Genomic DNA, 25,690 nt, shown 5'->3' with positions numbered 1-25,690 from the left:
CGGCGGCACCCACATGCCCAAGGGTGCGCTGCACGCTGTAGAGCCAAGCCCATGCTCGGCTGCTTCTGGCGCGGAGCCGAGCATGGGCTCGGCTCCACAGAATGTCGGCGCGGCGCTACCGGGTCAGCCCCTGCGCCGCTCGATCAGGTTCAGCAGCGGCCCGGTCATCGCCGTGGTCACCAGCGCCATGATCACCAGCACTGCAAACAGGCGGTCGCCGAGCAGGCCCAGCTCGTAGCCCAGGTTGAGCACGATCAGCTCCATCAGGCCCCGGGTGTTCATCAGCGCGCCCAACCGCCACGCCTCGCGCGTGGGCATGCCCGCACTGCGTGCGGCACTGAAGGTGCCCAGCAGCTTGCCGGCCGTGGCTACCGCGATCACCACCGCGCACAGCACGATGTCGCTGGCCTGCAGCGCATCGGCGCGCATGCGCAGGCCGGTCATGGCGAAGAACAACGGCAGCAGCAGGGTCACCGCAAACGGCTCGACGCGGGCCATCAACAGGTTGCGCAGCTGCGCGTTGGACGACACCGCCACCCCCGCAGCGAATGCACCGAACAGCGCATGGATGCCGAGCATCTCGGTGATCAGGGCACTGCCCAGCGACAGCAGCAGCATGCCGAGCAGCCAGCGCCCTTCACGCCCCGGCACGATCTGCTGGCGGGCGAACCACGGCTTCACCAGCCCCAGCATCAGCGCCACGAAGGCGACCACGCACAGCAGGTTGAGGCTGGCCGGCAGCCATCCGCTGGCCTGTGCAGCCGCCACGATCAGCGCCAGCAGGCACCATGCGGTGGCATCGCCCAATGCCGCGCAGGCGATGGCGGTCTGCCCCAGCGGTGTCTGCGTGATACCGCGGTCGGCAAGGATGCGCAGCAGCACGGGGAAGGCCGTGATGCTCATCGAAATACCAACGAAAAGTGCGAATGCAGTGAAGCCCACGCCCTGCGGGCCGTGCTGCGGATACAGCCAGATTGCGAGGGCGACGCCGAGCACGAACGGCACCGCGATGCCGGCATGACTGACCGTGAAGGCGAAACACCGGCGCCCGCGCAGCGCCGCCAGGTCCAGCTCGGCACCGGCCACCAGCAGGAACATCAGCACACCCAGCTGGCTGAGCATGCCCAGCGGGCCCAGCGAACTGACCGGGAACAGGGCACCATGCAGCTGCGGCAACAGGCTGCCGAGCACCAGCGGGCCCATCATCAGGCCGGCCGCCATCTCGCCGATCACCGCCGGCTGGCCCAGCCGCTTCAGCAGTGCGCCCGCCCCCTTGGCCACCAGCAACAGCACCAGCAACTGCAGCAGGAACAGGCCCAGCGGCGAGGCCAGATGCTGCGCCCAGCCGCCCTCGGCCACAGCCGTAGCGCGGGCAACCGCAGCGGGTGCAGCAGGGCCAGCGAAGCGTGCCAGCAGTACACCGGCAAGCAAGGGCAGCGCGGCCCACGCCAGATAGCGCCATCCCCACTTCATCGGCGGCCGTTGGCTGCCGCGCGGTACGTCCATGAACATTCCCCAATGTGCAGGGCGCCGATGATACGTCGCAAAAAGGGGACGGAGGAGATTAAGTCCTCCTTGTGCTCGCCGGGCGTGGCCCGGCGCTACCATCGCTCGGTAGCGCCGCGCCGTGCCCGGCGGAAGCATTACGCCAGGGCTTGTTCGTGCACGCCGACGATCGCGCGGCCGGAAGGGTCGGCCGCCGCCGCAAAGCTGGCGTCCCAGGCAATGGCCGCCGGCGACGAACAGGCAATCGACTTGCCGCCCGGCACGGTCTCGGCGGCCGCGCGGCTCGGGAAGAACTGCTCGAACAGGTGGCGGTAGTAGTACGCCTCCTTGGTCTGCGGCGGGTTGTGCGGGAAGCGCTTGTCGGCAGCCGCCAGCACACGGTCGCTCACCTGCGCTTCGGCATGCGCCTTCAGCCCGTCGATCCAGCCGTAGCCGACGCCATCGCTGAACTGCTCCTTCTGGCGCCACAGGATGCTGTCCGGCAGGTAGCCATCGAACGCCTCGCGCAGCACCGCCTTCTCGATGCGACGGCCACCGAACCCGGCACCGACCATCTTGTGCGCGGCATCGAAGCGCATCGCCACGTCGAGGAACTCACGGTCGAGGAACGGCACGCGCGGCTCCACGCCCCAGGCCATCATCGACTTGTTGGCACGCAGGCAGTCGTAGTTGTGCAGGGCGTCGAGCTTGCGTACCAGCTCGTCGTGGAATTCACGCGCATCCGGCGCCTTGTGGAAATACAGGTAGCCACCAAAGATCTCGTCGCTGCCCTCGCCGGACAGCACCATCTTCACCCCCATCGCCTTGATCCGTCGTGCCAGCAGGAACATCGGCGTCGATGCACGGATGGTGGTGACGTCGTAGGTTTCGATGTGGCGGATCACTTCTGGCAGTGCATCCAGGCCTTCCTCGAAGGTGTATTCGAAGCCGTGATGCACGGTGCCAAGTGCCTCGGCGGCGATCGCGGCGGCGGCCAGATCAGGCGAGCCCTTCAAACCGATCGCGAACGAATGCAGCCGCGGCCACCAGGCTTCGGTCTGCCCACCATCCTCGATGCGGCGACGCGCGTAGCGTGCGGCAACTGCCGCCACCAGCGACGAATCCAGGCCACCGGACAGCAACACGCCGTACGGCACATCGCTCATCAGCTGGCGTTCCACCGCATGCTCGAACGCCTGGCGCAGTTCGGCCAGATCGGCCTGGCGGCCCTGCACGTCGGTATAGTCGCGCCACGGCTGCTGGTAGTAGCGCACCAGCTCACCGCGGGCACTGTCGAAATAGTGGCCCGGCGGGAACTGCGCGACGTCGGCACAGGTATCGACCAGCGCCTTCATTTCCGAGGCCACGCGCAGGCGCCCCTGGGCATCGTGGCCCCAGTACAACGGCACCACGCCAACCGGATCCCGCGCCACCAGCACGCGTCCGGCAGCACGATCCCACAGGGCGAAGGCGAAGATGCCGTTGAGCTGCTCCAGCCACTGCGCCGGCGATCCGCCCTGGCGGTACAGCGCGTTGATCACTTCACAGTCCGAACCGGTCTGGAAGTCGTAGGCGGTAGTCAGTGCGGCCTTCAGTTGCTGGTGGTTGTAGATTTCGCCGTTGACCGCCAGCGCCAGCTGGCCATCGGCCGACAGCAGCGGCTGCGAACCACCGGCCGGGTCGACGATGGCCAACCGCTCGTGGACCAGCAGCGCGCCTTCGTCGAGGTACACGCCGCTCCAGTCCGGGCCACGGTGGCGCTGGCGCTGCGACAGTTCTAGCGCATGGCGGCGCAGGGCCGGAAGATCGTCACCAGCCTGCAGGCCGAAGATTCCGAAGATCGAACACATGGGGGAGCTCCTGTTGGGGAATTTCACGGGTGGGAAGGTGTTCGACCGGCCATCCAGGCCCGGGTGGGCGGCGCCCGGGCACAAAAAAACCCGCATCGGCTGATGCGGGTTTTCTGGTGTCCGGGCGTGTGTTGCTGTCTATCTACCCAGGGCGCAGTCCCGCATCGGCCGCGCACGATTATTCGCGCGCAGATTATTGCGGTTGTTGTTATTGACGGCGGTGGCCAGGCGGATCGACATGGCATCGACCCTACCCCTGTTTCCGGCGCGGCGCAACAGTTGCGTCGGCAACCACGCCTGAGGCGCATAATGGCGCGCCCTGAACCGGTGTAACAGGAATGCAACACTGCAATGGACGCATCGGGGCACTGGCCGCCCTGCTCTGCCTGGGCCTGGCGGCCTGCCAGACCCTGCCCCCGCCTTCTACGCTGCCGCAATCCCAGCGGCAGGCATTGGAACAACGCGGCACCGACGGCAGCTTCGAGGGTGCCTTCGATACCGCGCAAACCTTCGAGCGCTTCAACGATCCGCGCGCCATCGCCTACTACGAGCGTGCCGCAGCGGTCGCCCCCTGGACCTTCCACAACACCAAGGCGGAAGAAGCACTGGGCCGGATCTGGATCTCCGGCACGCTGCGCCATGCCGACAGCCCCCACATCAACCCGGCACCGGTGCTGCGCGCATCCTGGCGACGTGGCGAACGCGCCTATCTGGCGGCGGCCTACCACGGCAATCCCTATGCGTTCTACGAACTCGCCAAGGCCTATCGTCAGCGTGGCGACGCGCAACAGGCGCTGCGCTGGGACCTGCGCGAAATGATCTACAAGCGATACCCGAGTTCGTCGTCGCGACTGCCGGATGCGGTGGCCGCACAGGATGACACCGTGCATCCGCGGGTTGCGCAGATCCAGCGCCGTGCCGAGCGTGGCGATGCCGAAGCGCAGGTAGACCTGGGCGCGCTGCTGGAGGGGGGCATGGGACTGCCGCGCGATCCGGCGCGTGCGCTGCAGCTGTACCAGCGCGCTGGCGAGAAGGGCAATGTGTTCGGCCAGTACTTCGCCGGGCTGCTGCTGGGCCGCAGCGCGCCGGGGGTGGAGAAGGACACCGAGGCGGCGGCGCGCTGGTTTGCCAAGGCCGAGGCGCAGCGCTTCTACATGGCGGCGCCGAGTTACTGGAAGAAAGCGGTCGAGCCGCCGTTCTTCCTCTTTTCGGAATAGTGGAGCCGAGCCATGCTCGGCTGCTTCTGCCGGTAGACATCAGCCGAGCATGGCTCGGCTCTACAGAGATGTAGCTCCGGCGGGGGGCGTGCCGACCAACGGTCGGCACCCACCGTCGCAGGCTCACACCAGCAGCCGTTCCACCAGCCGCTGGTACAGCCCCGGCAACGCTTCCAGATCGTCCACGCGCACGTTCTCGTCCACCTGATGGATGCTGGCGTTCACCGGCCCCACTTCGATGCACTGCGCACCCAGCGGCGCGATGAAGCGGGCATCGGACGTGCCGCCGCCGGTGCTTTCTTCCGGGGCACGGCTGATGTGCTCGGCCAGCACTGCACGGGCGGTGGCGCGCAGCGTGCCTTCCGGGGTGTAGAACGGCTCACCGCTGCGGTGCCACTTCAGCGTGTACTGCAGGCCATGCCGGTCCAGCAGTGCGGTGATCTCCGCCTCCAGCTTCGGCGCATCCCAGTGCGGGTTGTAGCGGATGTTGAAATCCACTTCGAGCTCGCCGGGAATCACGTTGTTGGCACCGGTGCCGGCGTGGATGTTGGAGATCTGCAGGCTGGTCGGCGGAAAGCTCTCGTAGCCTTCGTCCCAGCGCCGTGCACTCAGTTCGGCCAGGGCCGGAGCCGCCTGGTGAATCGGGTTGCGTGCCTTTTCCGGATACGCCACGTGGCCCTGCACGCCCTGCACGCGCACCTTGGCCGACAGGCTGCCACGACGCCCCACGCGCAGCAGGTCGCCCAGGATCGCGGTCGATGACGGCTCACCGGTGATGCACCAGTCGATGCGCTGGCCGCGTTCGGCGAACAACCGTGCGACGTGGCGCACGCCATCGATGGCGTCGCCCTCCTCGTCGCTGGTCAGCAGCACCGCCAGCGTACCGGGGTGATCGGGATGCGCGGCGACGAACTGCTCGGCGGCGACCACGAACGCGGCCACGCTGCCCTTCATGTCGGCGGCGCCACGGCCATACAGCACGCCATCGCGGATCTGCGGCGTGAACGGGTCGCTGGTCCAGGCCTCGCGCGGACCCGTCGGCACCACGTCGGTATGGCCCAGCAGTACCAGTACCGGCGCGCCCTGGCCGTGGGTCGCCCACAGGTTGTCGACCTCGCCCAGGCGCAGGTGATCGCACTGGAATCCGGCCTGCTTCAGGCGTGCCGCCAGCAGTGCCTGGCAGCCAGCATCATCCGGCGTCACCGAGGGTCGTGCGATCAGTTCGCAGGTCAGGTCGAGGACCGCGCTCATGCGTCACCCACGCCGAAGCGGGCCTTGAAGCCGTTGTCACTGAAACCCTGGCTGACCGTGCCGTCGGCGGTGACCACCAGCGGGCGCTTGATCAGCTGCGGGTACTCGCGCAGCAGCAGCTTCCATTCGGCCTCGGAATCGGCGGCCTTGCGGTTGTCCGGCAACTGCCGCCAGGTGGTGGACGACTTGTTCACCATCGCCGCCAGGCCACCCAGCTGCGCTGCCCACGCCAGCAGGGTTTCCGGACTGGGTTTGTTGTCGCGGTAGTCGACGAAGGTGTACGGCACGCCGAAGCGGTCCAGCCACTTGGTCGCCTTCTTGCAGGTATCGCAGTTCTTCAAACCGTAGACAGTGGTGCTCATGGCCATCTGTGATGCTGGAAAACAGAGGGCCAGAATCTCACAACAGGCGCTCGGACACGACCCGGAACGGCACCCGTGGCAGCAGGAAGGCCAGCCCCTCGGTCAGGTTCACACCCAGCGCCTGCAGGCGCGGGCACTGCAGCTCGCCTTCAAGCTGCAGCGGCTGCAGGCGGTCGATCTCGACCGGCAGCGCGATACGGGTGCTGGCCCAGCGACAGTCGCAGGTACGGGCGATGGCCTCGTCCTGGCAGGTGAGGAAACGCAGGAGGGCCTGATGGCCACCGAAAGCCGCCGTCCATGCCGCGTCCTCCCAGCCCGCAGCAGCCTGCCACTGCAGGTACAGCTCCGGCGCACTGCCCTGCCCGCCTTCGATCCGGGTATTCCCACGGCCATCGGTGCGCACCGCATGTTCGAAGCGGGTGGAAAGATGCGGCTGCATGGCATCGCTGAAGGCACGCGCGCCGGCGACGAAGGGCAGCTGGTCCATCACGTTGCGGTCGAACAGCACCACCGGTGTCCCGTCCGGAGCGTCGTCACGACGCAGGTACCAGCGCCAGTTGCTCTGCCTTGGAGACGGCATCAGGGAGCGCAGCGGTCCGGCCAACGCCGGCCCGAAGTGGCCGTGACGGTAGCTGAGGATGGTGTAAGGCGTACGTCCGGCATGGACCACGTAATGATGGCCCGGCGGTGGCGATGGTGCGTGGCGCACATCGACCCACCAGCTCACGTAGACCACATCGCGCACATCGCTGACCATCGCCGGCATCGGCCAGCGCCGCGACAGTGCGCGGCGCAGCCGGGTCCAGCGCGGGGCGTGCAGCAGGCGCGGCAGCATCCGCCCGAACAGGGTGTCGGACGGATGCCGGTAGATCGCGGACTGCGCCAGATCCTCCGGCGCAGCCACCTTCAGTCGGCCAGGCCGCGCAGCAGGTCGTTGACGCTGGTCTTGCTGCGGGTCTTGGCATCAACCTGCTTGACGATCACCGCGCAGTACAGCGAATGGGTACCGTCCTTGCTCGGCAGCGAGCCGGACACCACCACGCTGTACGGCGGGATGTAGCCGTAGGTGATTTCGCCGGTGGCACGGTTGTAGATGCGGGTGCTCTGGCTGAGGAACACGCCCATGCCGATCACGCTGTGGTGACCGACCACCACGCCTTCCACCACCTCCGAACGGGCACCGATGAAGCAGTGGTCCTCGATGATGGTCGGGCTGGCCTGCAGCGGCTCCAGCACGCCGCCGATGCCGGCGCCACCGGACAGGTGGCAGTGCTGGCCGATCTGCGCGCACGAACCGACGGTGGCCCAGGTGTCGACCATGGTGCCTTCGCCGACGTAGGCGCCGATGTTGGTGAAGCTCGGCATCAGCACCACGTCCTTGCCGAAGTAGGTACCGCGGCGGGCGATCGCGCCCGGCACCACGCGCACGCCGCCGCGGCGGAACTTCGCTTCGTCATAACCGGCGAAGCGCGATTCGACCTTGTCCCAGAACGGCGCCGGGCGCGCATCGACCACCGCCATGTCGTTGACGCGGAAATACAGCAGCACGGCCTTCTTCAGCCACTCGTTGACCTTCCAGCCACCCTGGCCATCCGGCTCGGCGACGCGGAACTCACCGCTCTCCAGGCCGTCGATCACGCGGTTGACCAGCGGCTTGGTCGAGCCTTCCAGCTCGTGCAGGGTCAAGGTGGCACGGCGCTCGAAGGCACTCTCGATACCAAACTTCAGCTCTTCCACACCCGGTGCCGACGGCTTGCGCAGCGACTTGCGGGCGATGGTTTCGGCGCGGACGGCTTCGGCGCTCCTGGCCGGTGCCTTCTTCGCTGCAGCCGCTTTCTTCGCCGGGGCCTTCACCGCAGCGGCCTTCTTCGGCGCAGTGGTCTTCTTCGCGGCCGGTGCGGCGGCAGCAGGTTTCCGGGCCGCTGCGCTCTTGGGGGTCGCGGCGGTCTTCTTGGCGGGCTTGGTGGCCATCAGGCGGGGTCTCCGGCGTTTCGATCAGGGTCCAGGCAGGCCAGCATCGCGTCATGCAACTGCTGCCGGGCAGGTTCAGTCAGGGGGAGGTCGTGTTCGTCACTGATCACGAAGGTGTCTTCGGCGCGTTCGCCGAACGTGGCAATGCGCGCATCATGCACGCGCAGGCCCTGGTTGCGCAGCACGAACGCCACATCGGCCAGCAGGCCGGGGCGGTCGGGAGCGACCAGGGCGAAACGGGTTGCACCCGGCTCATCGCGGAATTCGATGCGCGGGGCAAAGCGGAAGTGCCGCAGCTGCCGTGGCACCACCCGGCGTGACGGCCGCAGGCGCGACAGGTCACCACTGAGTGCGTCGCGCAGCGCCGCTTCCAGATTGGCACTGCTGCCATCGGCGAAGGTATCGGCCGGGTTCACTTCGAAGGTATCGAAGATGGTATCGGCCGGGCCGTCCAGCACGCGTGCGCGGTGGATGCCGTAGCCCTTGCGGTCCAGCGTCATCACGATGGCGGCAAACAGGCCGTCGCGGTCCGGCGAATGCACGAATACTTCCAGCGCGGGGTCGTCGACGCTGATCCGGCGTACCTTCACCAGCGCCTGGCCCTGCTTCACCGGCACCAGCGCGGCGGCCTGCCAGGCCAGCTGCTCCGGGCGCAGGCGGATGAAGCCCTCATCCGGCATCACCGCGAACTGGCGGTCGATGGTGGCATCGTCGTAACCCCGCTCGCGCACCAGCGCGCGCACGCTGTCACGCGCCTCGGCCACGCGCTCGGCTGCCGGCACCGGGTGTTCCAGCCCCTCGCGCAGCGCGCGCCGGGTGGCGAAGTACAGGTCGGCCAGCAGGCGGTCCTTCCAGGCATTCCACAGCTTCGGGCTGGTGCCGGCGATGTCGGCGCAGGTCAGCAGGTACAGGTAGTCCAGGCGGTCGCGGCTGCCGACCAGGGTGGCGAAGCGATGGATCACCTCCGGGTCGGCGATGTCCTGCTTCTGCGCGGTCACCGACATGCGCAGGTGCTGTTCGACCAGCCACGCCACCAGTTCGGTGTCGGACGTGCTCAGCGCATGCGCCTGGCAGAACGCGCGCGCATCGACCGCGCCCAGCTCCGAATGGTCGCCGCCACGGCCCTTGGCGATGTCATGGAACAGGCCGGCCAGCAGCAGCAGCTCCGGCTTGCGCAGGCGTGGCCACACTTCATGCGCGATCGAGAAGCGCTCGTCGGCACGGCTGCTGGCGAACAGGCCGATGTTGCGCAGGACCATCAGCGTGTGCTGGTCGACGGTGTAGACATGGAACAGGTCGAACTGCATACGCCCACTGACCTGGGCGAAGGCGGGAATCCACTGGCCAAGCACGCCCAGCCGTGCCATGCGCGAGAGCGTATCGACCGGGCGCTGGCCGCGCAGCAACGCCAGGAACTGCTCGCGCGCATCGGCGTCGGCCTGGTCGTAGGCCGGCAACAGCGGCAGCGCTTCAGCCAGCGCCCGCGCGGTCAGCGAATGCAGGCCGCGCACCTGCGGATTGTTGGCCCAGCTGGCAAACAGTGCGAACACCTGGCCGATATCGCCGCGCGGCCAGTCGGCTTCGTTGGCCGCCAGGTAGCCACGGCGCAGGGAAAAGCCCACGGTCAACGGCTCCGGCTGCGCCTCGCCGTCGAACTGCTCCTCGAAGCGCTGCAGCAGGCGGTCGCTGATCCGGCGCACCACCAGCGCGGCGCGGTAGAAGCCCTGCATCATCTTCTCGACACCGAGATTCTCGGCATCGTCTTCAAAGCCCAGGCGTGCAGCCAGGGTCTTCTGGTAATCGAAGCGCAACCGCTCTTCGGGGCGTCGCGCCACCAGGTGCAGGCCGAAACGCAGCCGCGCCAGCACCGCACGTTCGCGCTTCAGTGCTGCCGCTTCGTCGGCGCCCAGATGGCCGAGCCCGACCAGCGCCTCCAGGTCACGCACGCCGAAGGCACGCAGTGCCATCCAGCCCAGCGTGTTGAGATCGCGCAGGCCACCGGGGCCATCCTTCAGGTCCGGCTCCAGGTTGTCGGCGGTGTCGCCAAAACGCTGGTGGCGGTTGCGCAGCTCTTCCAGCTTGGCCAGGAAAAACGCGCGTGCCGGCCACAGTTCCCGATCGTCGATGGCCTCGCGCAGCGCGCGGCGTGCCGCATCATCGGCCAGGATCGGGCGCGCCTCGATCAGTGCAGTCAGCACGGTCTGGTCCGCCGCCGCCTCACGGCACTGCGGCGCCGAACGCACCGCATGGCTGACTGCGAGCCCGCAGTCCCACAGCAGTGCGAACAGGCGTGCCAGTGCGGATTCATGCGCCAACTGTGCCGGCGGATCACCGAACACCAGCAGGTCGATGTCCGATCGCGGGAACAGTTCACCGCGGCCATAGCCACCCACCGCGAACAACGACAGCCCGCTATCGGCGGCCAGGCAACGCTGCCACGCCAGGCGGATCAGATGGTCGGCGGCGCGCGCGCGCAGCGCCAGCAGGCGCTCGATGTTGTCGGCCTGGTCGAAGCGGCGGTACAGGCGCGCGTCGGCCTGCTGCAGCGCCTGGCGCGCGGCAGCAGCCCAGTCCGGGTCGTTGAGCGACGCGGCCGGCGTGTCCAGCAGCGAACTCGCCGGCAGCATCCTCAGGAGACCTGCGACTCGCCCGGCGACAGGGTCAGCACGTCCACGCCGGTCTCGGTGACCGCGATCATGTGCTCCCACTGTGCCGACAGCTTGCGGTCCTTGGTCACCACGGTCCAGCCATCCGGCAGCACCTTGTTGTAGCGGGTGCCCTCGTTGATCATCGGCTCGATGGTGAAGGTCATGCCCGGCTGCAGCACCAGGCCCTGGCCCGGGCGGCCGTAATGCACCACCTGCGGCTCATCGTGGTAGACCTTGCCGATGCCGTGGCCGCAGTACTCGCGCACCACGCTGAAACGCTCGCCTTCGGCATAGCTCTGGATGGCATGGCCGATGTCGCCCAGCGTGGCACCCGGGCGTACCGCGCGGATGCCGCGCCACATGGCTTCGTAGGTGGTTTCCACCAGGCGGCGGGCCATCACCGACGGCGTGCCGACGAAGTACATGCGGCTGGTGTCGCCGTGCCAGCCATCCTTGATGACGGTGACGTCGATGTTGATGATGTCGCCATCCTTGAGCACCTTCCCTTCGCTGGGGATGCCATGGCAGATGACGTTGTTGACCGAGGTGCACACGGTCTTCGGGAAGCCGCGGTAGCCGACGTTGGCCGGAATGGCGCCCTGCACGTTCACGATGTGGTCGTGGCAGATGCGGTCCAGTTCCTCGGTGGTGACACCGGGCTTGACGTGGGGGGTGACGATGTCGAGCACTTCGCTGGCCAGGCGGCCAGCGATTCGCATCATCTCGATTTCCTGCGGGGTTTTCAGATTCACGCTCATGGCCGCCATTATCGCCGATCCGGCCACAATCTGAACGAACGCCACCCAACTGGCGATCCGGGCCATGCACGGTTCCGGCAAGGAAAGTGAAAGCGTGACCCCCACCACCCTTTCGCCTCCTCATTTATCACGGAATACAGACACTTACGCCACCTAAGCTGGGGTCACCGTCGCCGAAGCGGTGCCGAACGTGCCGCCTTCGCCTTGTTCAACGGACCTTCGGGTCAGGGAGGTTGTCCATGCGATCCGCGCTTCGTTCCCCGCTTGCCTGGGCTTTGACCGGGGTTCTGCTGTCCAGCCCGGCCCTGGCCGCAGACACCACCACCTTCAATGTCACCCTGGTGGTCACCAAGGCCTGCACCATCACCGCCGCGGCGGCCACCAACGTCGACTTCGGCACCGCCGCCTCGACCACGGCGACCCCCACCCTGGGCCAGGGCACGGTCACCGCCCAGTGCTCGGCACTGACCCCGTACACGATTTCACTGAATGCAGGTGCCAACGCCAGCACCGCCAATGACGTCACCACCCGCCGGATGAAGAACACCAACGCCGCGGTGACCGCCAACAACTACGTCGGCTACCAGCTCTACCAGGACGCCGCACACACCCTGGTCTGGGGTGCCACCTCCGGCACCAACACCCAGGCTGGCATCGGCACCGGGCTGGCCGTGCCCTACATCGTCTACGGCCAGATCCTGAACCTCAGTACGAACAACCCGGCGACCGGCAACTACCTGGATACGGTTACCGCCACGATCACCTATTGATGGAGCACGCCCGCATGGCCCGACCCCGCCCGTGGCGCGCCACCGGCGTGGCGCTGCTCGTCCTGAGCCTGGTACTCGCCGCCCCGGTCGAAGCCACCAGCCTGCAGGTCGCCCCGACCAGCCTGCAGCTGGAAGCGCGCCAGCGCGCCGGCGAGCTTTGGCTGACCAACAGCGGCACCTCGCCGGTGAAGCTGCAGGTGCGGGTGTTCCGCTGGGTGCAGCAGGACGGGCAGGAACAACTGTTGCCCACCGATGGGCTGGTGGTCACCCCGCCGATGCAGGAACTGGCTGCCGGACAGCAGCAGCTGGTCCGGGTGATGCGTCCGGACAGGACGCCACCGCCTGCACAGCAGCATTACCGATTGATCGTCGACGAGGTGCCCGATCTGGCCACCCGTGCCGAAGGGATGCAGTTCGTGCTGCGCTATTCGATACCGGTGTTCGTGCAGCCCGCCGCCGGCAAGCTCGCGCCGCAGCTGCAGGCCCGCCTGGTGCAGTTGCCCGATGGCCGCAACGGCGTCGAGGTGGCCAACGCGGGCAACAGCTATGCGCAGATCGCCGATCTCGCGCTGGGTAGTGCCACGCGCCCGCGCATCGTGCATCCCGGACTGCTGGGATACGTGCTGCCCGGGCAGGTGATGCGCTGGCCGATCGAGCGCACGGCGATCGACCGCGACAACGACCAGATCACGGCCAAGCTCAATGGCGAGTCGGAACAGACGCCGCTGTCGCCTCCATCGGCTCGCTGAGGCGTTGATGGGTGCGCTGCTTGCTGCCTTGGCTCCTGCGGCGATCCAAGCCGCCGATGTGTCCGGTGCAGCGGCCACCACCGCCGCCGATGTATCAGGCATCTCCGCCGATGCGATCCTGCCACCGCCCACACCATTGACCGCCAACCAGACGCTGTACCTGGACGTGGCGCTCAACAGCACCCCACGCGGCCTGATGCCTTTCATCGAGAACCGTGGCCGCCTGCAGGCCAGCCCCGACGTGCTGCGCCAGCTCGGCTTCAGCGCCAACGGCGATGCACCGGTGTACCTGGACCAGATCAGCGGCGCGGTGGTGCGCTATGACGCACGCCTGCAGACCCTGGCGCTGGACGTGCCGCTGGACCAGCTGACCCTGCCGACTACCGTGCTCAGCCGCCCGCAGACGCGCGCCCCTGCAGGCAGTGCCTCACCCGGACTGCTGCTCAACTATGACGTGTATGGCAGCCGGGTGGATACGCTCGGCAACCTCAGCCTGAGCTCGGAACTGCGCCTGTTCGGCGTCGGCAACGGCACCTTCGAAAACACCGCGGTCAGCCGACGCTACCAGCAGCCCGGCGATCGTCGCTGGCGCGGTGAGAGCGTGCGCCTGGATACGCGCTGGAGCCTGGATTTCCCCGACAAGGCGATGACGCTGGAGGTCGGCGATTTCTACAGCGGCTTCGTCGACTGGACCCGCCCGGTGCGCCTGGGCGGCCTGCAGATCGGCCGCAACTACGGCCTGCAGCCGTATCGCGTGCTCACTCCCACGCCCAGCTTCCTCGGCCAGGCCGTGGTGCCCTCCACCGTCGAGCTGTATGTCGACGGCCTGCGCCAGTACAGCGGCCAGGTCCCGGTCGGCCCGTTCCAGCTGGCCGCGCAGCCAGGCATCAGCGGCACCGGCAACGCACAGGTCGTGGTCACCGACGCATTCGGCCGCATGCAGACACTGGATTTCAGTTTCTATGGCACCCAGCAACTGCTGGCCAAGGGACTGTCCGACTGGTCGGTCGGCGTCGGCCACCTGCGCCAGGACTTCGGCCAGCGCTCCTTCGCCTACGACGATCGCACCGTGGCCAGTGCCAGCTGGCGCGGCGGCATCAGCGATACCTTCACCGGTGAAGCGCATGCCGAGGGCGGAGGTGGCCTGGCCCAGGCCGGCATCGGCGGCTGGTGGCTGCTGGGCGGCGCCGGCGTGTTCAATGCGGCCTACGCGCACAGCAACCATCACGGCCTGCAGGGCGGGCAGTGGGCACTGGGTTACAGCTGGAACAACCGCCGTCTCAACGTCAACCTGCGCAGCGTGCGCAGCCACGGCGACTACCGTGACCTCGGCGCGCTGCAGGGCAACCTGCCGCCGAGCATCAGCGAACAGGCCACGGTCGGGCTGGATCTGCTGCGGCTGGGCACGCTCAGCGCCAGCTACCTGCGCCTGCGCTACCCCGATGGCGAAGACAACCGCTATGCCAGCCTGTTCTGGTCGCGCACCTGGAGCCAGCGCTGGTCGGCCTACCTGTCGGTGAACCAGAACCTGGACCAGAGTGATGACCGCAGCATCTATCTGTCAGTGACCGCCAGCCTGGGCAACAACCGCCAGGCCAGTCTGTCCAGCCAGCGCAACGGCGACAGCCAGACCTGGGTGGCCGACGTCACCCAGCCGGTGCCCGGCGATGGCAGTGCAGGCGGCATCGGCTGGCGCGCGCAGGTGCGCCACGGCGAGGACGGCAACGGCGGCCTGGCCGAAGTCGGCATCCTCAATGACATCGGCCGCTACTCGTTCGGCGCCTCGCGCCAGGGCGGGCTCAACTATGCCTACGGCAGCGCCAGTGGCAGCCTGGTCTGGATGGGCGGGCACGCGTTCGCCACCCGCGAGGTCTCGGACGCGTTCGCGGTAATCAGCACCAACGGCGTCGGCGGCGTGCCGGTGCGTCTGGAGAACCGCCTGATCGGCGTCACCGATGATCGTGGCCTGTTGCTGGTCAGCCCGCTGCTGTCCTGGCAGCGCAACCGGGTCTCGATCGACACCCTGGACCTGCCCGAGGACATGCGTGCCGACCGCATCGAGGACTGGGTGACGCCGCGCCAGCGCGCCGGTACCCACGTGACGTTCCAGTTGCGCTCGCGTCCCTCTCTGAGCCTGACGCTTCAGAGCATGGACGGGCAGCCACTGGAAGTGGGCAGCGAAGTGCAGCTGCCCGATGGACGCCAGGCCACGGTGGGCTATGACGGCCTGCTGTACCTGGAAGACATCGCTGCCGGCAGCGTGCTGTACATCACCACCAGCCGCGGCCAGTGCCGGGTGAAGGTACCCGACCAGCCCAAGGTGGTGGCGTCTGGCGCCCGGCCGAAGCCGGCACCGCTGCAGTGCATTCCGGAGGTCGCGCCGTGAGGGTGCTGCTGCTCGGCGTGCTGCTGGTCGCCGGCCTGCTCGCGGCACTGCCGGCCCGGGCGACAGCGGTCTGCACGGCAATCGCGAACCCGACCCTGCCATTCGGCAACATCAACAGCAACGCTCCCGGCCCTACGGCGGCAACGCTGAACATCACGGTGACCTGCACCACCGCCGCACTGAGCCTGCTGGCCACCACCGGTGTCCGCGTCTGCGTGGGTATCGGCGCTGGCAGTGGCGGCGGCAGCAGCTCCACCTTCCGCACGATGTCCACCTCCACCAGCGACACCATGAACTTCCAGTTGTACAACACCGCCAGCTACAGCCAGGCCACCGGCCTGGTGCCGCGCGGCACGCCACCCGCGCAGGAACTGACCATGAGCTACAGCGTGCCGCTGCTGACCGGCGGCAGCGGTGCGCAGTCCGTGCAGCTGTTCGCGCAGATCCCTGCCAACCAGATCCTCGCTTCGGGTGCCTACAGCAGCACCTTCAGCGGCGCCAACGTGGTGCTTACCTGGGCCTGGAACGAAGTCCTGCTCGGCACCGCCACCGTGCCGGCCACCTGCAACGGCGGCGCGACCGGCACCAACAGCGCCAGTGGGGCATTCAGCTTCACCGCCACTGCCAACGTGCTGCCGCAATGCGGCAGCTACGTCACCACCAGCATGGACTTCGGCAACGTCACCGGCAGCATTCCCGCCAACATCGACCGGACCGCCACGCTCACGCTGACCTGCCTGAAGAACACTGCCTACCAGATCAGCCTCAACAATGGCCAGAACAACCCCGGCGCCTCCACCACCCGGCGCATGGCCACCACCATTGGCAGCGGCACCTACTACCTCCCCTATGAGCTGTACCGCGATGCCGCGCGCAGCCTGCGCTGGGGTAGTACCCTCAACGTCGATACCGTTGGCGGCACCGGAAGTGGCAGCGCGCAGCAGCTGACCATCTATGGCCGGGTGCCGCCGGTCACCGGCCAGCCCGCGGCCGGTACCTACAACGATCTGGTGCAGGTGACGATCACCTATTGAGTCCCCTGTAGAGCCGAGCCCATGCTCGGCTTCATTTTCTGGCATCCGGCAAGCCGAGCATGGGCTCGGCTCTACAGTTCCGGCGCAACCTGCCGATACCGCGCAACGGGTCCTACAGCACGGTGGATGGCAGGTGGTTCGCGCACTTCTGATCGGGACGATGCTGGTCGCCAGTACGCCCGCGTGGGCCGATCCCGGCAGCACACCCCTGCAGATCCGGCTGACCGTGGTCGAGGGCTGCAGCGGTGATGCCGGCAACACCCGATGCGCGGCACCGCACAAGCGCAGCGACGCGCCCGAGCTTCCGCAACAGATCCGCGATCTCGCGCCGCCGGCCGACAGCGACGACGCGGCGCCCGCCGTGACCGTCATCTACTGATGCGTACCCTGCTCAGCCTGCTGGTACTGCTGCTGGCGCTGCCCGCGTCGGCGCTGGACCTGGTGCCCACCACCCTGCAGCTGCCAGCCGAAGAGGGACACAGCGAGCTGTGGCTGTACAACCCCGGTCCCGGCCGCTGGCAGGGCGAGGTTCGGATCCTGGCCTGGGAACAGCAGGCCGACGCGGAAAAGCTGCGGCCCAGCGACCAGATCCTGGCCAGCCCTGCCCGGCTCGACCTCCCGCCCGGCACCCGCCAACGCATCTGGCTGCTGCCCCGGGACAGGTCACCCATTGCCGTCGAGCAGGCCTACCGGGTGCTTCTGGCTCCCACTGAACCGGACCTGCCACGGTACTCGCTGCCCTTGTTCAGGGGCCACGCCATGCCCTTGGCGTGGCCGGAGCTGCATGCCGGGATCGAACCCGGTACGTCACATCCCTTTCTGCGATTGAGCAACGCAGGTACCGTACACGCCCGCCTGCACGATCTTGCGTTCGTCGCCGACGATGGCCGCCGCACCCTGCTGCTGCCGGGACTGGCCGGCTACCTGCTGGCGGGCCGGGAGCGTCGCTGGGCCCTCCCCGCCCATGCCAACGGCTATGCCCGTGGCCATTTCCAAGCCCGGCTGCAGGACGGCCGCGTGGTCGATCTGACCGTGCCGGACCCGGCAATTGCAGCGAGCGCACCGAGCGGGCTATAATCGACCGGATTCCTGCCGCCTGCGTGCGCGGGAGACCGTCCACACCGGACGTCACCGGTGAATCCACACCTGCTGCCCCCATCCGTGCCGGGGTGCTCCGCAAGGAGTTCGGCCACGGAGGCAACAGGGAAGCCCAACCCCGGAACCGATCGCGCTTCCACGCGTCCCGCATACCTATCCCCGCGGGCGGAATCGCTGGTTCCATATCAGGAGTATTGCAATGCCCCAGGTCACCATGCGTCAGATGCTGGAAGCCGGCGTCCACTTCGGCCACCAGACCCGCTACTGGAACCCGAAGATGGCTCCGTACATCTTCGGCGCCCGCGGCAAGATCCACATCATCAACCTGGAAAAGACCGTCCCGCTGTTCAACGACGCGATGAACTTCATCTCGTCGGTTGCCCAGAAGCGCGGCACCGTCCTGTTCCTGGGCACCAAGCGCAGCGCCCGCGAGACCATCAAGGAAGAAGCCGAGCGTTGCGGCATGCCGTTCATGAACCAGCGTTGGCTGGGCGGCACCCTGACCAACTTCCGTACCGTCAAGCAGTCGGTTGCCCGCCTGAAGGAACTGGAAGCCGGTGAAACCGACGGCACCTTCGAGAAGCTGGTCAAGCACGAAGTGCTGGGCCTGCGTCGCGAGCGCGACAAGCTGGAAGCCTCGCTGGGCGGCATCAAGGACATGAACCGTCTGCCGGACGCCATCTTCGTGATCGACATCGGCCACGAAGACATCGCGATCAAGGAAGCCAAGAAGCTGGGCATCCCGGTCATCGCCGTGGTCGACACCAACTACAACCCGGAACTGGTGGACTACGCCATCCCGGGCAACGACGACGCCATCCGCGCTGTGCAGCTGTACGCCCGCGCCGCTGCCGACGCCGTGCTGGAAGGCAAGGCTGCTGCTCCGCACGCTGCTTCGGTGCGTGAGGAAGAGTTCGCTGAAGCCGCTGCTGAAGGCGAAGAGAAGCCGGCCCGCCGCGCTCCGGCCAAGAAGGCTGCCAAGAAGGGCGACGACGCCCAGGCCTGATCCAGGCCCCGGGGTGGACGCCCGGCATCCACCCTCCCTGCACGCAGCCTTTGGCGCGTGACAGGACCGTGTCACACGGGCCGGCCACCATGCCGGCCCAACCCCTTTCTTTCGTGAGGTAATCCCGTGGAAATCACTGCTTCCCTGGTCAAGGAACTGCGCGAGCGCACCGGCGCCGGCATGATGGAATGCAAGAAGGCGCTCACCGAAGCCAACGGCGACATCGACGCTGCTGCTGAAGCCATGCGCAAGTCCGGCGCCGCCAAGGCCGACAAGAAGGCTGACCGCGTGGCCGCCGAAGGCCGCCTGGGCCTGGCCCAGGATGGCGGCAAGGCCGTGCTGGTCGAAGTCAACTCGGAAACCGACTTCGTCGCCAACGATGACAACTTCAAGTCCTTCGTCAATGCCGTCGCCGCTGCCGCCCTGGCATCGGGCGCCACCGACGTCGAAGCCGTGAAGGCTGCCAAGCTGGCCGATGGCCGCACCGTTGAAGAAGCCCGCGCCACCGCCGTGCAGACCCTGGGTGAGAACATCCAGATCCGCCGCATGGTCAAGGTCGACACCACCGGCAACATCGGTGCCTACGTCCACACCAACGGCAAGGTTGGCGTACTGGTCGACCTGATCGGCGGCGACGTCGAGCTGGCCCGTGGCCTGGCGATGCACGTGGCTGCCCTGAAGCCGCCGCACAACAAGGCTTCGGACGTTCCGGCCGACTTCGTCGAAAAGGAAAAGGAAATCGAGCTGGCCAAGATGTCCGAAAAGGACAAGGCCAAGCCGGCCGAGATCCTGGAAAAGATCATCAGCGGCAAGATCAACAAGATCGTCAGCGACGTGACCCTGTACGGCCAGACCTACGTGCTGGGCGACACCACCGTCGAGCAGGTGGTCAAGGCCGCTGGCGCCGACGTGGCTGGCTTCAAGCTGCTGATCGTCGGCGAAGGCATCGAGAAGGTGGTGGAAGACTACGCCGCTGAAGTTGCCAAGGCGATGCAGGTCTGATTCCAGCCTTCCGGCTGCGAAGCGACCAGAAGGAGCCGCGGGAATCCGCGGCTCTTTTTTTATGCCCGGGACAATGGGAGGCTCATGCTCCAACTGTTGTTGCGCACACCGACGCCGCGCACACCGGCACCTTTGCGTTGCGCGCGAATCAAGCCGATACTCGGCGCAGGGAATCCACAGTCACATAGCAGGAACGAAAATCGAGGACTGTGATGCATTCCTAGGTATTCTTGTCCCAATGGAATTGAACGACCCGACATGCCTCCCGAGCTGACAGCTGCCCTGGCGCTCTGCCGCAACCTGCCTTCGCCACCCGGTATTGCCCTGCGCATCATCGAACTGGCACAGGACCCGGAAACGGACATCGCCACCGCCGCCGACATCATCGCCATCGACATGGCGCTGAGCGCTCGCATGCTGCGCATCGCCAATTCGCCGCTGTACGCCAGTCGTCGCCGCATCGAGAACCTCGGCCAGGCACTGACCATGCTCGGCCTGAATGCCACGATCAGCCTTGCCCTGGGCTTCACCGTCACCCAGGGCCTGACCGGCGGCGCCGGTGCCGACCACGACCTGCGCCAGCGCGCGTGGAAGCGCAGCATTCTCAGCGCACTGGCCGCCAGCCAGCTGGGCCAGGCCCGCGGCCTGCGCCGCCTGGAGGAACTGATGCTGGCCGGGCTGCTGCAGGACCTGGGCGTGCTGTGCCTGGCCCAGGCCGAATCGGAGCGCTACCTGCCGCTGCTGCGCGAAGCCCGTGACAACACGGACCTGGTTGCCCGCGAGCGCGACGCGCTCGGCTGCAGCCACGCCGATGTCGGCGCCTGGGTGGCCGAGCAATGGGGCCTGCCGCGCTATCTGGTGGAGAGCATCAGCCACAGCGAGGACGACGACGCTGCCGATTCGCCGTTCCAGGCCTGCGTGCAGCTGTCCGGCGCGGTCGCCGACATCTGGCTGGACGAAGATGCCGATGCCGCCCGCGAGCGCGCCCTGCACCAGGTACATGACCGGCTGGAACTCGACAGCGCCCGTTTCGACCAGGTGCTGACCCGCATCAGCGAGGCCCTGCCGGACATCGCCAGCCTGTTCGAGGCCGGGCTGAACTCGCCCTCGCGGGTCCGTGAGCTGATCGACCACGCGCAGGAACTGGCCACCCTGCGCAACCTGCGCGAGCTGCAGGATGCCGACCAGGCGCGCCGCCGCGCCGACGAATTCGAGGCGCGGGCCAAGCGCCTGGCCGACCAGGCCCACCGCGACGCCCTGACCGGCGTGCTCAACCGCCGCCAGCTGGAGGCGGTGCTGGAGCAGGAGTTCCTGCGCGCCGGGCGCCAGGGCTGGCCGCTGTCGGTGGCCTTCATCGACCTGGACGACTTCAAGAAGATCAACGATGCCCACGGCCACCTGACCGGCGACGAGGTGCTGCGCGCCTTTGCCGGCAAGCTGCAGGGCCAGCTGCGCAACAGCGACACCGTGGCCCGCTTCGGCGGCGAGGAATTCGTCGCGCTGCTGCCCAATACCAGCGAAAGCGTGGCCCTGGACGTGATCCGCCGGGTACTGGCCAACATCGTCGCCACGCCGATGGCCGAGCTGGAGGGAGGTCCGTTGTTCGTCACCTTCTCCGCCGGCGTGGCCACCCAGGGCGGCTACGAGCGCTTTGCCGACGTGCAGGACCTGCTGCGTGCCGCCGACGATGTGCTGTACCGATCGAAGAACCTGGGCCGCAACCGGGTGATCGCCCGCTCCCCAGGCGCCCTCGGCCACGACAAGCTTTCAGCCACCGCCGGCGCCGAGCTGGGCTGAACGGGACGCCCCGCTTGACCGGGGCGGATGGCAGGATTTTGCGCCGCAGTGCACAAAACACTTTGGCCCGACGCCGCATGCGCGTAGAATCGCCCGCGATTTCCACGCACCCGAGGTCCCTATGTCCAAGCTCGCCTATCGCCGCATCCTTCTGAAACTATCCGGGGAGGCGCTGATGGGAGATGAGGACTACGGCATCGACCCGAAGATCATCAACCGCCTGGCCCGTGAGGTCATCGAAGCCCAGCAGGCAGGCGCCGAAGTTGCGCTGGTTATCGGCGGCGGCAACATCTTCCGCGGCGCCGGCCTGGCCGCTGGCGGCATGGACCGGGTCACCGGCGACCAGATGGGCATGCTGGCCACGGTCATCAACGCTCTGGCCATGCAGGACGCCTTGGAAAAGCTGGGCGCCAAGGCCCGGGTGATGAGCGCGATCAAGATCAACGACGTGTGCGAGGACTACATCCGGCGCCGCGCCATCCGCCACCTGGAAAAGGGCCGCCTGGTGATCTTCGCCGCCGGCGTCGGCAGCCCGTTCTTCACCACCGACTCCGGTGCCGCCCTGCGCGCGATCGAGATCGGCGCCGACCTGCTGCTGAAGGCGACCAAGGTTGACGGCGTGTACGACAAGGACCCGAACAAGCATAGCGACGCGGTCCGCTTCGACAGCCTGAGCTACGACGAAGTGATCCGCCGTGGCCTGGAAGTGATGGATACCGCCGCCTTCGCACTGGCCCGCGACAGCGACCTGCCGATGCGCGTGTTCGACATGGGCCAGCCGGGCGAGCTGCTGAAGATCCTCAGCGGCGAGAACATCGGCACCCTGGTCCAGGGCCGCGACCCGGCCTGAGCCTGAGTGCCAGGCGAGCTCCGGGCCGATTCAGGCCCGGCAGCGTCCCGTATTCGCCTATAATCGCCCGATTCCAGTTACACCCAGGACCGGGCGATGCTCAACGACATCAAGAACAACGCGCAGACGCGCATGGCCAAGAGCATCGACGCTCTGAAGCACACCCTCACCTCGATCCGCACCGGCCGCGCCACCCCGGCCCTGCTGGACCGCGTCACGGTCAGCGCCTATGGCAACGCCAGCACCCCGCTGAACCAGGTCGCATCGATCTCCAACGCCGACGCCCACTCGCTGCTCGTCACGCCGTTCGACAAGAGCATGATCAAGGAGATCGAAAAGGGTCTCTACAACGCCGAGTTCACCCCGAACACGCTGGGCACCGCGATCCGCATCAACATGCCGCCGCCGACCGAAGAGCGCCGCAAGGAGCTGGTCAAGCAGGTGCAGAAGGAAGGGGAAGGCGCCAAGATCGCGATCCGCAACATCCGTCAGGACGCGAACAAGGAAATCGCCAAGCTGGTCAAGGACAAGGCGATCAGCGAAGACGAGAAGAAGCGCGGTGAAGACGACATCCAGAAGTTGACCGACACCCACATCAAGGACGTCGACAAGGTCGTTGCCGACAAGGAAAAAGAACTGCTGTCGGTCTGAAGTCGATGCCTTCAGTCCCGCCTCCGTTGCCGGCCGCCCTGCCCCGCCACATTGCCATCATCATGGATGGCAATGGGCGCTGGGCACAGCAGCGCCGTCGTCCGCGCGTGATCGGCCACCGGGCCGGCGCGCGTGCGGTCAACCGCACCATCGAGCGCTGCCTTGAGCTGGGTATTCCGGCGCTGACCCTGTTCGCGTTCTCCAGCGAAAACTGGGGCCGGCCGCAGGAAGAAGTCGATGCGTTGATGAAGCTGTTCCTCGGCGCGCTCGACCGCGAAGTGGACGAGTTGCATCGGCGTGGCGTGCGCGTGCGCTTCATCGGCGAGCGCGAACGCTTCGGCGCCGGGCTGGTCAGCCGCATGCAGCTGGCCGAGCAGCGCACCGCGGACAACACCACCCTGACCCTGTCGATCGCCGCCAGCTACGGTGGCCGCCAGGACATCACCCGCGCCGCGCGCACACTGGCCGCCGAGGTCGCCGCCGGCCGCCTGCTGCCCGAACAGATCGACGAATCGCTGCTGGGCAGCCAGGTCGCCCTGGCCGACCTGCCGCCACCGGACCTGTTCATCCGCACCGGTGGCGACACCCGCATCAGCAACTTCCTGCTGTGGCAGCTGGCGTACACCGAGCTGTGGTTCACCGAGGCGCTGTGGCCGGACTTCGATCCCGCTCTGCTGCAGCAGGCGCTGGACGCCTATGGCAGCCGTGAGCGTCGTTTCGGCCTGACCAGCGCCCAGATCGCCGCACTGGCCACCGAGACTTCCAGCCCATGACCAAGACCCGAGTCCTTGCCGCGCTGATCATGGCGCCGGTCGCCATTGCCGCGATCCTGCTGCTGCCGACCCAATGGTTGGCAGCGGCGGCGGCTGCGGTGCTGCTGATCGGCCTGTGGGAGTGGCTGAAGCTGGCCGGCATCGAAGACACCCTGGCACGCACCGTGCTGCTGGTGCTGAACCTGCTGCTGATGGTGCTGCTGGTCTGGGCCGATGGCAGCACGCTGGTGCTGTTCCAGATAACCACCCTGGCCGGCGTCGCCTGGTGGTTGGCGGCGCTGGTCTGGCTTCGCTTCTTCAATTTCGGCGCGCAACCGTCGGCACCCTCGCGCATCGTGAAGATGCTGGCCGGTACGCTGGCCATCGTTCCGGCCTGGGCCGCGCTGGTGCTGATCCATGCTGGCGGCGATCCGCCGGGCAAGCAGGGCCACCTGTGGCTGCTGGCTGCCCTGGCACTGGTCTGGGCGGCCGATTCGGGCGCCTATTTCGCCGGCCGTCACTTCGGCAAGCACAAGCTGGCCCCGCGCATCAGCCCCAACAAGACATGGGAAGGCCTGTTCGGCGGCCTGCTGGCCGGTGTCGCCGTGGCCGTCGGCCTGGGCTGGCTGGCCGGCATCGATACCGCACATCTGCCGGGCCTGCTGATCACCTCGGTGGTGGCCGTGTTCGCCTCGGTACTGGGTGATCTGTTTGAAAGCCTGATCAAGCGTCACGCCGGCGCCAAGGACTCGGGCCACCTGATTCCGGGCCATGGCGGCGTGCTCGACCGTGTCGACGGCGTCCTGGCTGCAGTGCCGGTGTTCGCACTCGGCAAGGAAATCTTCGGGTTCTGACCATGAATGCTGTCGCAGACCTGCGCCGGGTCGCCGTGTTCGGCGCCACCGGCTCGATCGGTGCCTCCACGCTGGACGTGATCGCCCGCCACCCGCAGCGCTATCAGGCCACCGTGCTGGCCGCCGGCCGCCAGGTTCAGGCGCTGCTGGCGCTGTGCCGCCAGCACAAGCCCGCGCACGCGGTGATCGCCGACGCATCACTGTTCGCCGAGCTGCGCGACGGCCTGCGCGATGCCGGACTGGCCACCGAGGCGCATGCCGGCCATGCCGCGCTGGACCAGCTGGCCGCCAGCGATGCCTGCGACACCGTAGTCGCCGCCATCGTCGGTGCGGCCGGGCTGTCTTCCACCCTGGCCGCGGCCGCCGCGGGCAAGCGCATCCTGCTGGCCAACAAGGAATCGCTGGTGCTGGCCGGTGAGCTGCTGACCCGCACTGCCGAACGTGCCGGCGCCGAAATCATCCCGATCGACAGCGAACACAGCGCGATCTTCCAGTGCCTGCGCTCGCGCGACGCCAGCATTGACGGTGCCGGTGTGCGCCGCATCCTGCTGACCGCCTCCGGTGGCCCGTTCCGCGGCCGCAGCCGGGCCGCGCTGGCCCAAGTCACCCCGGCCCAGGCCGTGGCCCACCCGAAATGGTCGATGGGCCCGAAGATCTCGGTCGATTCGGCGACGTTGATGAACAAGGGCCTGGAAGTGATCGAGGCCCACCACCTGTTCGGCATCCCCGGTGAGCGCATCGACGTGCTGGTGCATCCGCAGAGCCTGGTCCACTCGCTGGTCGAGTTCGTGGACGGTTCGACCCTGGCGCAGATGGGCCTGCCGGACATGCGCACCACCCTGGCCGTTGGCCTGGGCTGGCCACAACGCATCGAATCGGGCGTGGCGGGGCTGGACCTGCTGGCCCAGGGCCGGCTGGATTTCGAGGCCCCCGACACCGACGCCTTCCCCTGCCTGGCCCTCGCCTGGCAGGCGATGCAGGCCGGTGGCACCGCGCCGGCGGTGCTGAACGCTGCCAATGAAGAGGCCGTTTCAGCGTTTCTTCAGGGCCGGATCGGTTTCCTGACCATCCCGGAACTGGTTGCTAACGCTCTTTCAACACTGCCGACCCAGCCAGCCGATACACTGGAGGTCCTGTTGTCCGCCGACCAGCGGGCACGCCAGCTCACCCTGAACGCCATCGACGCCGCCTGAACGACC

Annotated in this window: 23 protein-coding genes; 15 read left to right on the top strand and 8 right to left on the bottom strand. The window is 67.6% G+C overall.

Annotation, left to right across the window (positions count from 1 at the left end):
• Positions 1-123: 123 nt before the first annotated feature.
• Positions 124-1,512, bottom strand: a complete 1,389-nt coding sequence (locus tag M1L61_RS07050) for a cation:proton antiporter (protein WP_159359950.1) — start codon at positions 1,510-1,512, stop codon at positions 124-126.
• Positions 1,513-1,643: 131 nt separating this feature from the next.
• Complete coding sequence (gene asnB, locus M1L61_RS07045) at positions 1,644-3,335, bottom strand: asparagine synthase B (RefSeq protein ID WP_248854497.1); 1,692 nt, start codon at positions 3,333-3,335, stop codon at positions 1,644-1,646.
• Between the two features lie 338 nt (positions 3,336-3,673).
• Between asnB and M1L61_RS07040 the strand changes: the two genes are divergently transcribed.
• Positions 3,674-4,552, top strand: coding sequence for a tetratricopeptide repeat protein (locus M1L61_RS07040; RefSeq protein ID WP_049411535.1), 879 nt, complete (start codon positions 3,674-3,676; stop codon positions 4,550-4,552).
• A gap of 123 nt (positions 4,553-4,675) precedes the next feature.
• Here M1L61_RS07040 and dapE read toward each other — a convergent pair whose 3' ends face one another.
• The 6 genes from dapE to map are packed head-to-tail and all read right to left on the bottom strand — an operon-like array spanning position 4,676 to position 11,608.
• Positions 4,676-5,803, bottom strand: coding sequence for a succinyl-diaminopimelate desuccinylase (dapE, locus tag M1L61_RS07035; RefSeq protein WP_049455679.1), 1,128 nt, complete (start codon positions 5,801-5,803; stop codon positions 4,676-4,678).
• Positions 5,800-6,171 carry an arsenate reductase gene (locus M1L61_RS07030; RefSeq protein ID WP_012510522.1) on the bottom strand — a complete coding sequence of 124 codons (372 nt, stop codon included), beginning with the start codon at positions 6,169-6,171 and terminating at the stop codon, positions 5,800-5,802. The genes dapE and M1L61_RS07030 overlap by 4 nt, the downstream gene beginning before the upstream one ends.
• Before the next feature lie 31 nt (positions 6,172-6,202).
• Positions 6,203-7,069, bottom strand: a complete 867-nt coding sequence (locus tag M1L61_RS07025) for a hypothetical protein (protein ID WP_019336949.1) — start codon at positions 7,067-7,069, stop codon at positions 6,203-6,205.
• Positions 7,070-7,071: 2 nt separating this feature from the next.
• Positions 7,072-8,136 carry a 2,3,4,5-tetrahydropyridine-2,6-dicarboxylate N-succinyltransferase gene (gene dapD / locus M1L61_RS07020; RefSeq protein WP_019336948.1) on the bottom strand — a complete coding sequence of 355 codons (1,065 nt, stop codon included), beginning with the start codon at positions 8,134-8,136 and terminating at the stop codon, positions 7,072-7,074.
• Positions 8,136-10,763: a [protein-PII] uridylyltransferase gene (locus tag M1L61_RS07015; protein WP_248854496.1), complete on the bottom strand. Its 2,628-nt coding sequence runs from the start codon at positions 10,761-10,763 to the stop codon at positions 8,136-8,138. The genes dapD and M1L61_RS07015 overlap by 1 nt, the downstream gene beginning before the upstream one ends.
• 2 nt (positions 10,764-10,765) lie before the next feature.
• Positions 10,766-11,608: a type I methionyl aminopeptidase gene (map, locus tag M1L61_RS07010; RefSeq protein WP_019336946.1), complete on the bottom strand. Its 843-nt coding sequence runs from the start codon at positions 11,606-11,608 to the stop codon at positions 10,766-10,768.
• A gap of 173 nt (positions 11,609-11,781) precedes the next feature.
• Here map and M1L61_RS07005 point away from each other — a divergent pair, with 173 nt between their 5' ends.
• The 14 genes from M1L61_RS07005 (at position 11,782) to M1L61_RS06940 (ending at position 25,684) form a co-directional block, all read left to right on the top strand.
• The gene (locus M1L61_RS07005; RefSeq protein ID WP_010486309.1) at positions 11,782-12,312 is read left to right on the top strand and encodes a spore coat U domain-containing protein; all 531 of its coding nucleotides are present in this window, start codon (positions 11,782-11,784) and stop codon (positions 12,310-12,312) included.
• A 14-nt stretch (positions 12,313-12,326) separates the two neighbouring features.
• A complete protein-coding gene (locus M1L61_RS07000) occupies positions 12,327-13,061 on the top strand; it encodes a molecular chaperone (RefSeq protein WP_029550703.1) in 735 nt (244 codons plus the stop codon).
• Between the two features lie 7 nt (positions 13,062-13,068).
• On the top strand, positions 13,069-15,447 hold the full coding sequence (locus M1L61_RS06995) for a fimbria/pilus outer membrane usher protein (protein ID WP_248854495.1): 2,379 nt from the start codon (positions 13,069-13,071) through the stop codon (positions 15,445-15,447).
• Entirely contained in the window at positions 15,444-16,481 is a 1,038-nt protein-coding gene (locus M1L61_RS06990; RefSeq protein ID WP_010486313.1) for a spore coat U domain-containing protein, read from the top strand. The genes M1L61_RS06995 and M1L61_RS06990 overlap by 4 nt, the downstream gene beginning before the upstream one ends.
• A 160-nt stretch (positions 16,482-16,641) precedes the next feature.
• Positions 16,642-16,860, top strand: a complete 219-nt coding sequence (locus M1L61_RS06985) for a hypothetical protein (RefSeq protein ID WP_010486315.1) — start codon at positions 16,642-16,644, stop codon at positions 16,858-16,860.
• Positions 16,860-17,558 carry a molecular chaperone gene (locus M1L61_RS06980; protein WP_248854494.1) on the top strand — a complete coding sequence of 233 codons (699 nt, stop codon included), beginning with the start codon at positions 16,860-16,862 and terminating at the stop codon, positions 17,556-17,558. Before M1L61_RS06985 ends, M1L61_RS06980 begins: the two co-directional genes overlap by 1 nt.
• A 220-nt stretch (positions 17,559-17,778) precedes the next feature.
• On the top strand, positions 17,779-18,585 hold the full coding sequence (gene rpsB, locus M1L61_RS06975; RefSeq protein WP_005408748.1) for a 30S ribosomal protein S2: 807 nt from the start codon (positions 17,779-17,781) through the stop codon (positions 18,583-18,585).
• Positions 18,586-18,711: 126 nt separating this feature from the next.
• Entirely contained in the window at positions 18,712-19,587 is an 876-nt protein-coding gene (gene tsf, locus M1L61_RS06970; RefSeq protein ID WP_010486320.1) for a translation elongation factor Ts, read from the top strand.
• Between the two features lie 258 nt (positions 19,588-19,845).
• Positions 19,846-21,384, top strand: a complete 1,539-nt coding sequence (locus tag M1L61_RS06965) for a GGDEF domain-containing protein (protein WP_248854493.1) — start codon at positions 19,846-19,848, stop codon at positions 21,382-21,384.
• Between the two features lie 121 nt (positions 21,385-21,505).
• The gene (pyrH, locus tag M1L61_RS06960; RefSeq protein WP_010486325.1) at positions 21,506-22,234 is read left to right on the top strand and encodes a UMP kinase; all 729 of its coding nucleotides are present in this window, start codon (positions 21,506-21,508) and stop codon (positions 22,232-22,234) included.
• A gap of 96 nt (positions 22,235-22,330) precedes the next feature.
• Positions 22,331-22,885, top strand: coding sequence for a ribosome recycling factor (gene frr / locus M1L61_RS06955; RefSeq protein WP_010486327.1), 555 nt, complete (start codon positions 22,331-22,333; stop codon positions 22,883-22,885).
• Between the two features lie 5 nt (positions 22,886-22,890).
• Positions 22,891-23,658 carry a polyprenyl diphosphate synthase gene (uppS, locus tag M1L61_RS06950; protein WP_191863014.1) on the top strand — a complete coding sequence of 256 codons (768 nt, stop codon included), beginning with the start codon at positions 22,891-22,893 and terminating at the stop codon, positions 23,656-23,658.
• Complete coding sequence (locus M1L61_RS06945; RefSeq protein WP_010486331.1) at positions 23,655-24,491, top strand: phosphatidate cytidylyltransferase; 837 nt, start codon at positions 23,655-23,657, stop codon at positions 24,489-24,491. Before uppS ends, M1L61_RS06945 begins: the two co-directional genes overlap by 4 nt.
• 2 nt (positions 24,492-24,493) lie before the next feature.
• Entirely contained in the window at positions 24,494-25,684 is a 1,191-nt protein-coding gene (locus M1L61_RS06940) for a 1-deoxy-D-xylulose-5-phosphate reductoisomerase (protein WP_010486332.1), read from the top strand.
• Positions 25,685-25,690: the final 6 nt, after the last annotated feature.

It is taken from the genome of Stenotrophomonas sp. NY11291 (assembly GCF_023277365.1).
GTDB classification, from domain to species: Bacteria; Pseudomonadota; Gammaproteobacteria; order Xanthomonadales; family Xanthomonadaceae; genus Stenotrophomonas; species Stenotrophomonas geniculata.
The sequence above is the reverse complement of the archived record's forward strand: the minus strand, read 5'-3'. Positions and strand labels throughout refer to the sequence as shown.

Bases quoted from the DNA above. Each gene is read 5' to 3' on its own strand.
- M1L61_RS07050 (WP_159359950.1), bottom strand. From the start codon at position 1,512: ATGTTCATGGACGTACCGCGCGGCAGCCAACGGCCGCCGATGAAGTGG.
- asnB (WP_248854497.1), bottom strand. From the start codon at position 3,335: ATGTGTTCGATCTTCGGAATCTTCGGCCTGCAGGCTGGTGACGATCTT.
- M1L61_RS07040 (WP_049411535.1), top strand. From the start codon at position 3,674: ATGCAACACTGCAATGGACGCATCGGGGCACTGGCCGCCCTGCTCTGC.
- dapE (WP_049455679.1), bottom strand. From the start codon at position 5,803: ATGAGCGCGGTCCTCGACCTGACCTGCGAACTGATCGCACGACCCTCG.
- M1L61_RS07030 (WP_012510522.1), bottom strand. From the start codon at position 6,171: ATGGCCATGAGCACCACTGTCTACGGTTTGAAGAACTGCGATACCTGC.
- dapD (WP_019336948.1), bottom strand. From the start codon at position 8,136: ATGGCCACCAAGCCCGCCAAGAAGACCGCCGCGACCCCCAAGAGCGCA.
- M1L61_RS07015 (WP_248854496.1), bottom strand. From the start codon at position 10,763: ATGCTGCCGGCGAGTTCGCTGCTGGACACGCCGGCCGCGTCGCTCAAC.
- map (WP_019336946.1), bottom strand. From the start codon at position 11,608: ATGGCCCGGATCGCCAGTTGGGTGGCGTTCGTTCAGATTGTGGCCGGA.
- M1L61_RS07005 (WP_010486309.1), top strand. From the start codon at position 11,782: ATGCGATCCGCGCTTCGTTCCCCGCTTGCCTGGGCTTTGACCGGGGTT.
- M1L61_RS07000 (WP_029550703.1), top strand. From the start codon at position 12,327: ATGGCCCGACCCCGCCCGTGGCGCGCCACCGGCGTGGCGCTGCTCGTC.
- M1L61_RS06995 (WP_248854495.1), top strand. From the start codon at position 13,069: ATGGGTGCGCTGCTTGCTGCCTTGGCTCCTGCGGCGATCCAAGCCGCC.
- M1L61_RS06985 (WP_010486315.1), top strand. From the start codon at position 16,642: ATGCTGGTCGCCAGTACGCCCGCGTGGGCCGATCCCGGCAGCACACCC.
- M1L61_RS06980 (WP_248854494.1), top strand. From the start codon at position 16,860: ATGCGTACCCTGCTCAGCCTGCTGGTACTGCTGCTGGCGCTGCCCGCG.
- rpsB (WP_005408748.1), top strand. From the start codon at position 17,779: ATGCCCCAGGTCACCATGCGTCAGATGCTGGAAGCCGGCGTCCACTTC.
- M1L61_RS06965 (WP_248854493.1), top strand. From the start codon at position 19,846: ATGCCTCCCGAGCTGACAGCTGCCCTGGCGCTCTGCCGCAACCTGCCT.
- pyrH (WP_010486325.1), top strand. From the start codon at position 21,506: ATGTCCAAGCTCGCCTATCGCCGCATCCTTCTGAAACTATCCGGGGAG.
- frr (WP_010486327.1), top strand. From the start codon at position 22,331: ATGCTCAACGACATCAAGAACAACGCGCAGACGCGCATGGCCAAGAGC.
- uppS (WP_191863014.1), top strand. From the start codon at position 22,891: ATGCCTTCAGTCCCGCCTCCGTTGCCGGCCGCCCTGCCCCGCCACATT.
- M1L61_RS06945 (WP_010486331.1), top strand. From the start codon at position 23,655: ATGACCAAGACCCGAGTCCTTGCCGCGCTGATCATGGCGCCGGTCGCC.
- M1L61_RS06940 (WP_010486332.1), top strand. From the start codon at position 24,494: ATGAATGCTGTCGCAGACCTGCGCCGGGTCGCCGTGTTCGGCGCCACC.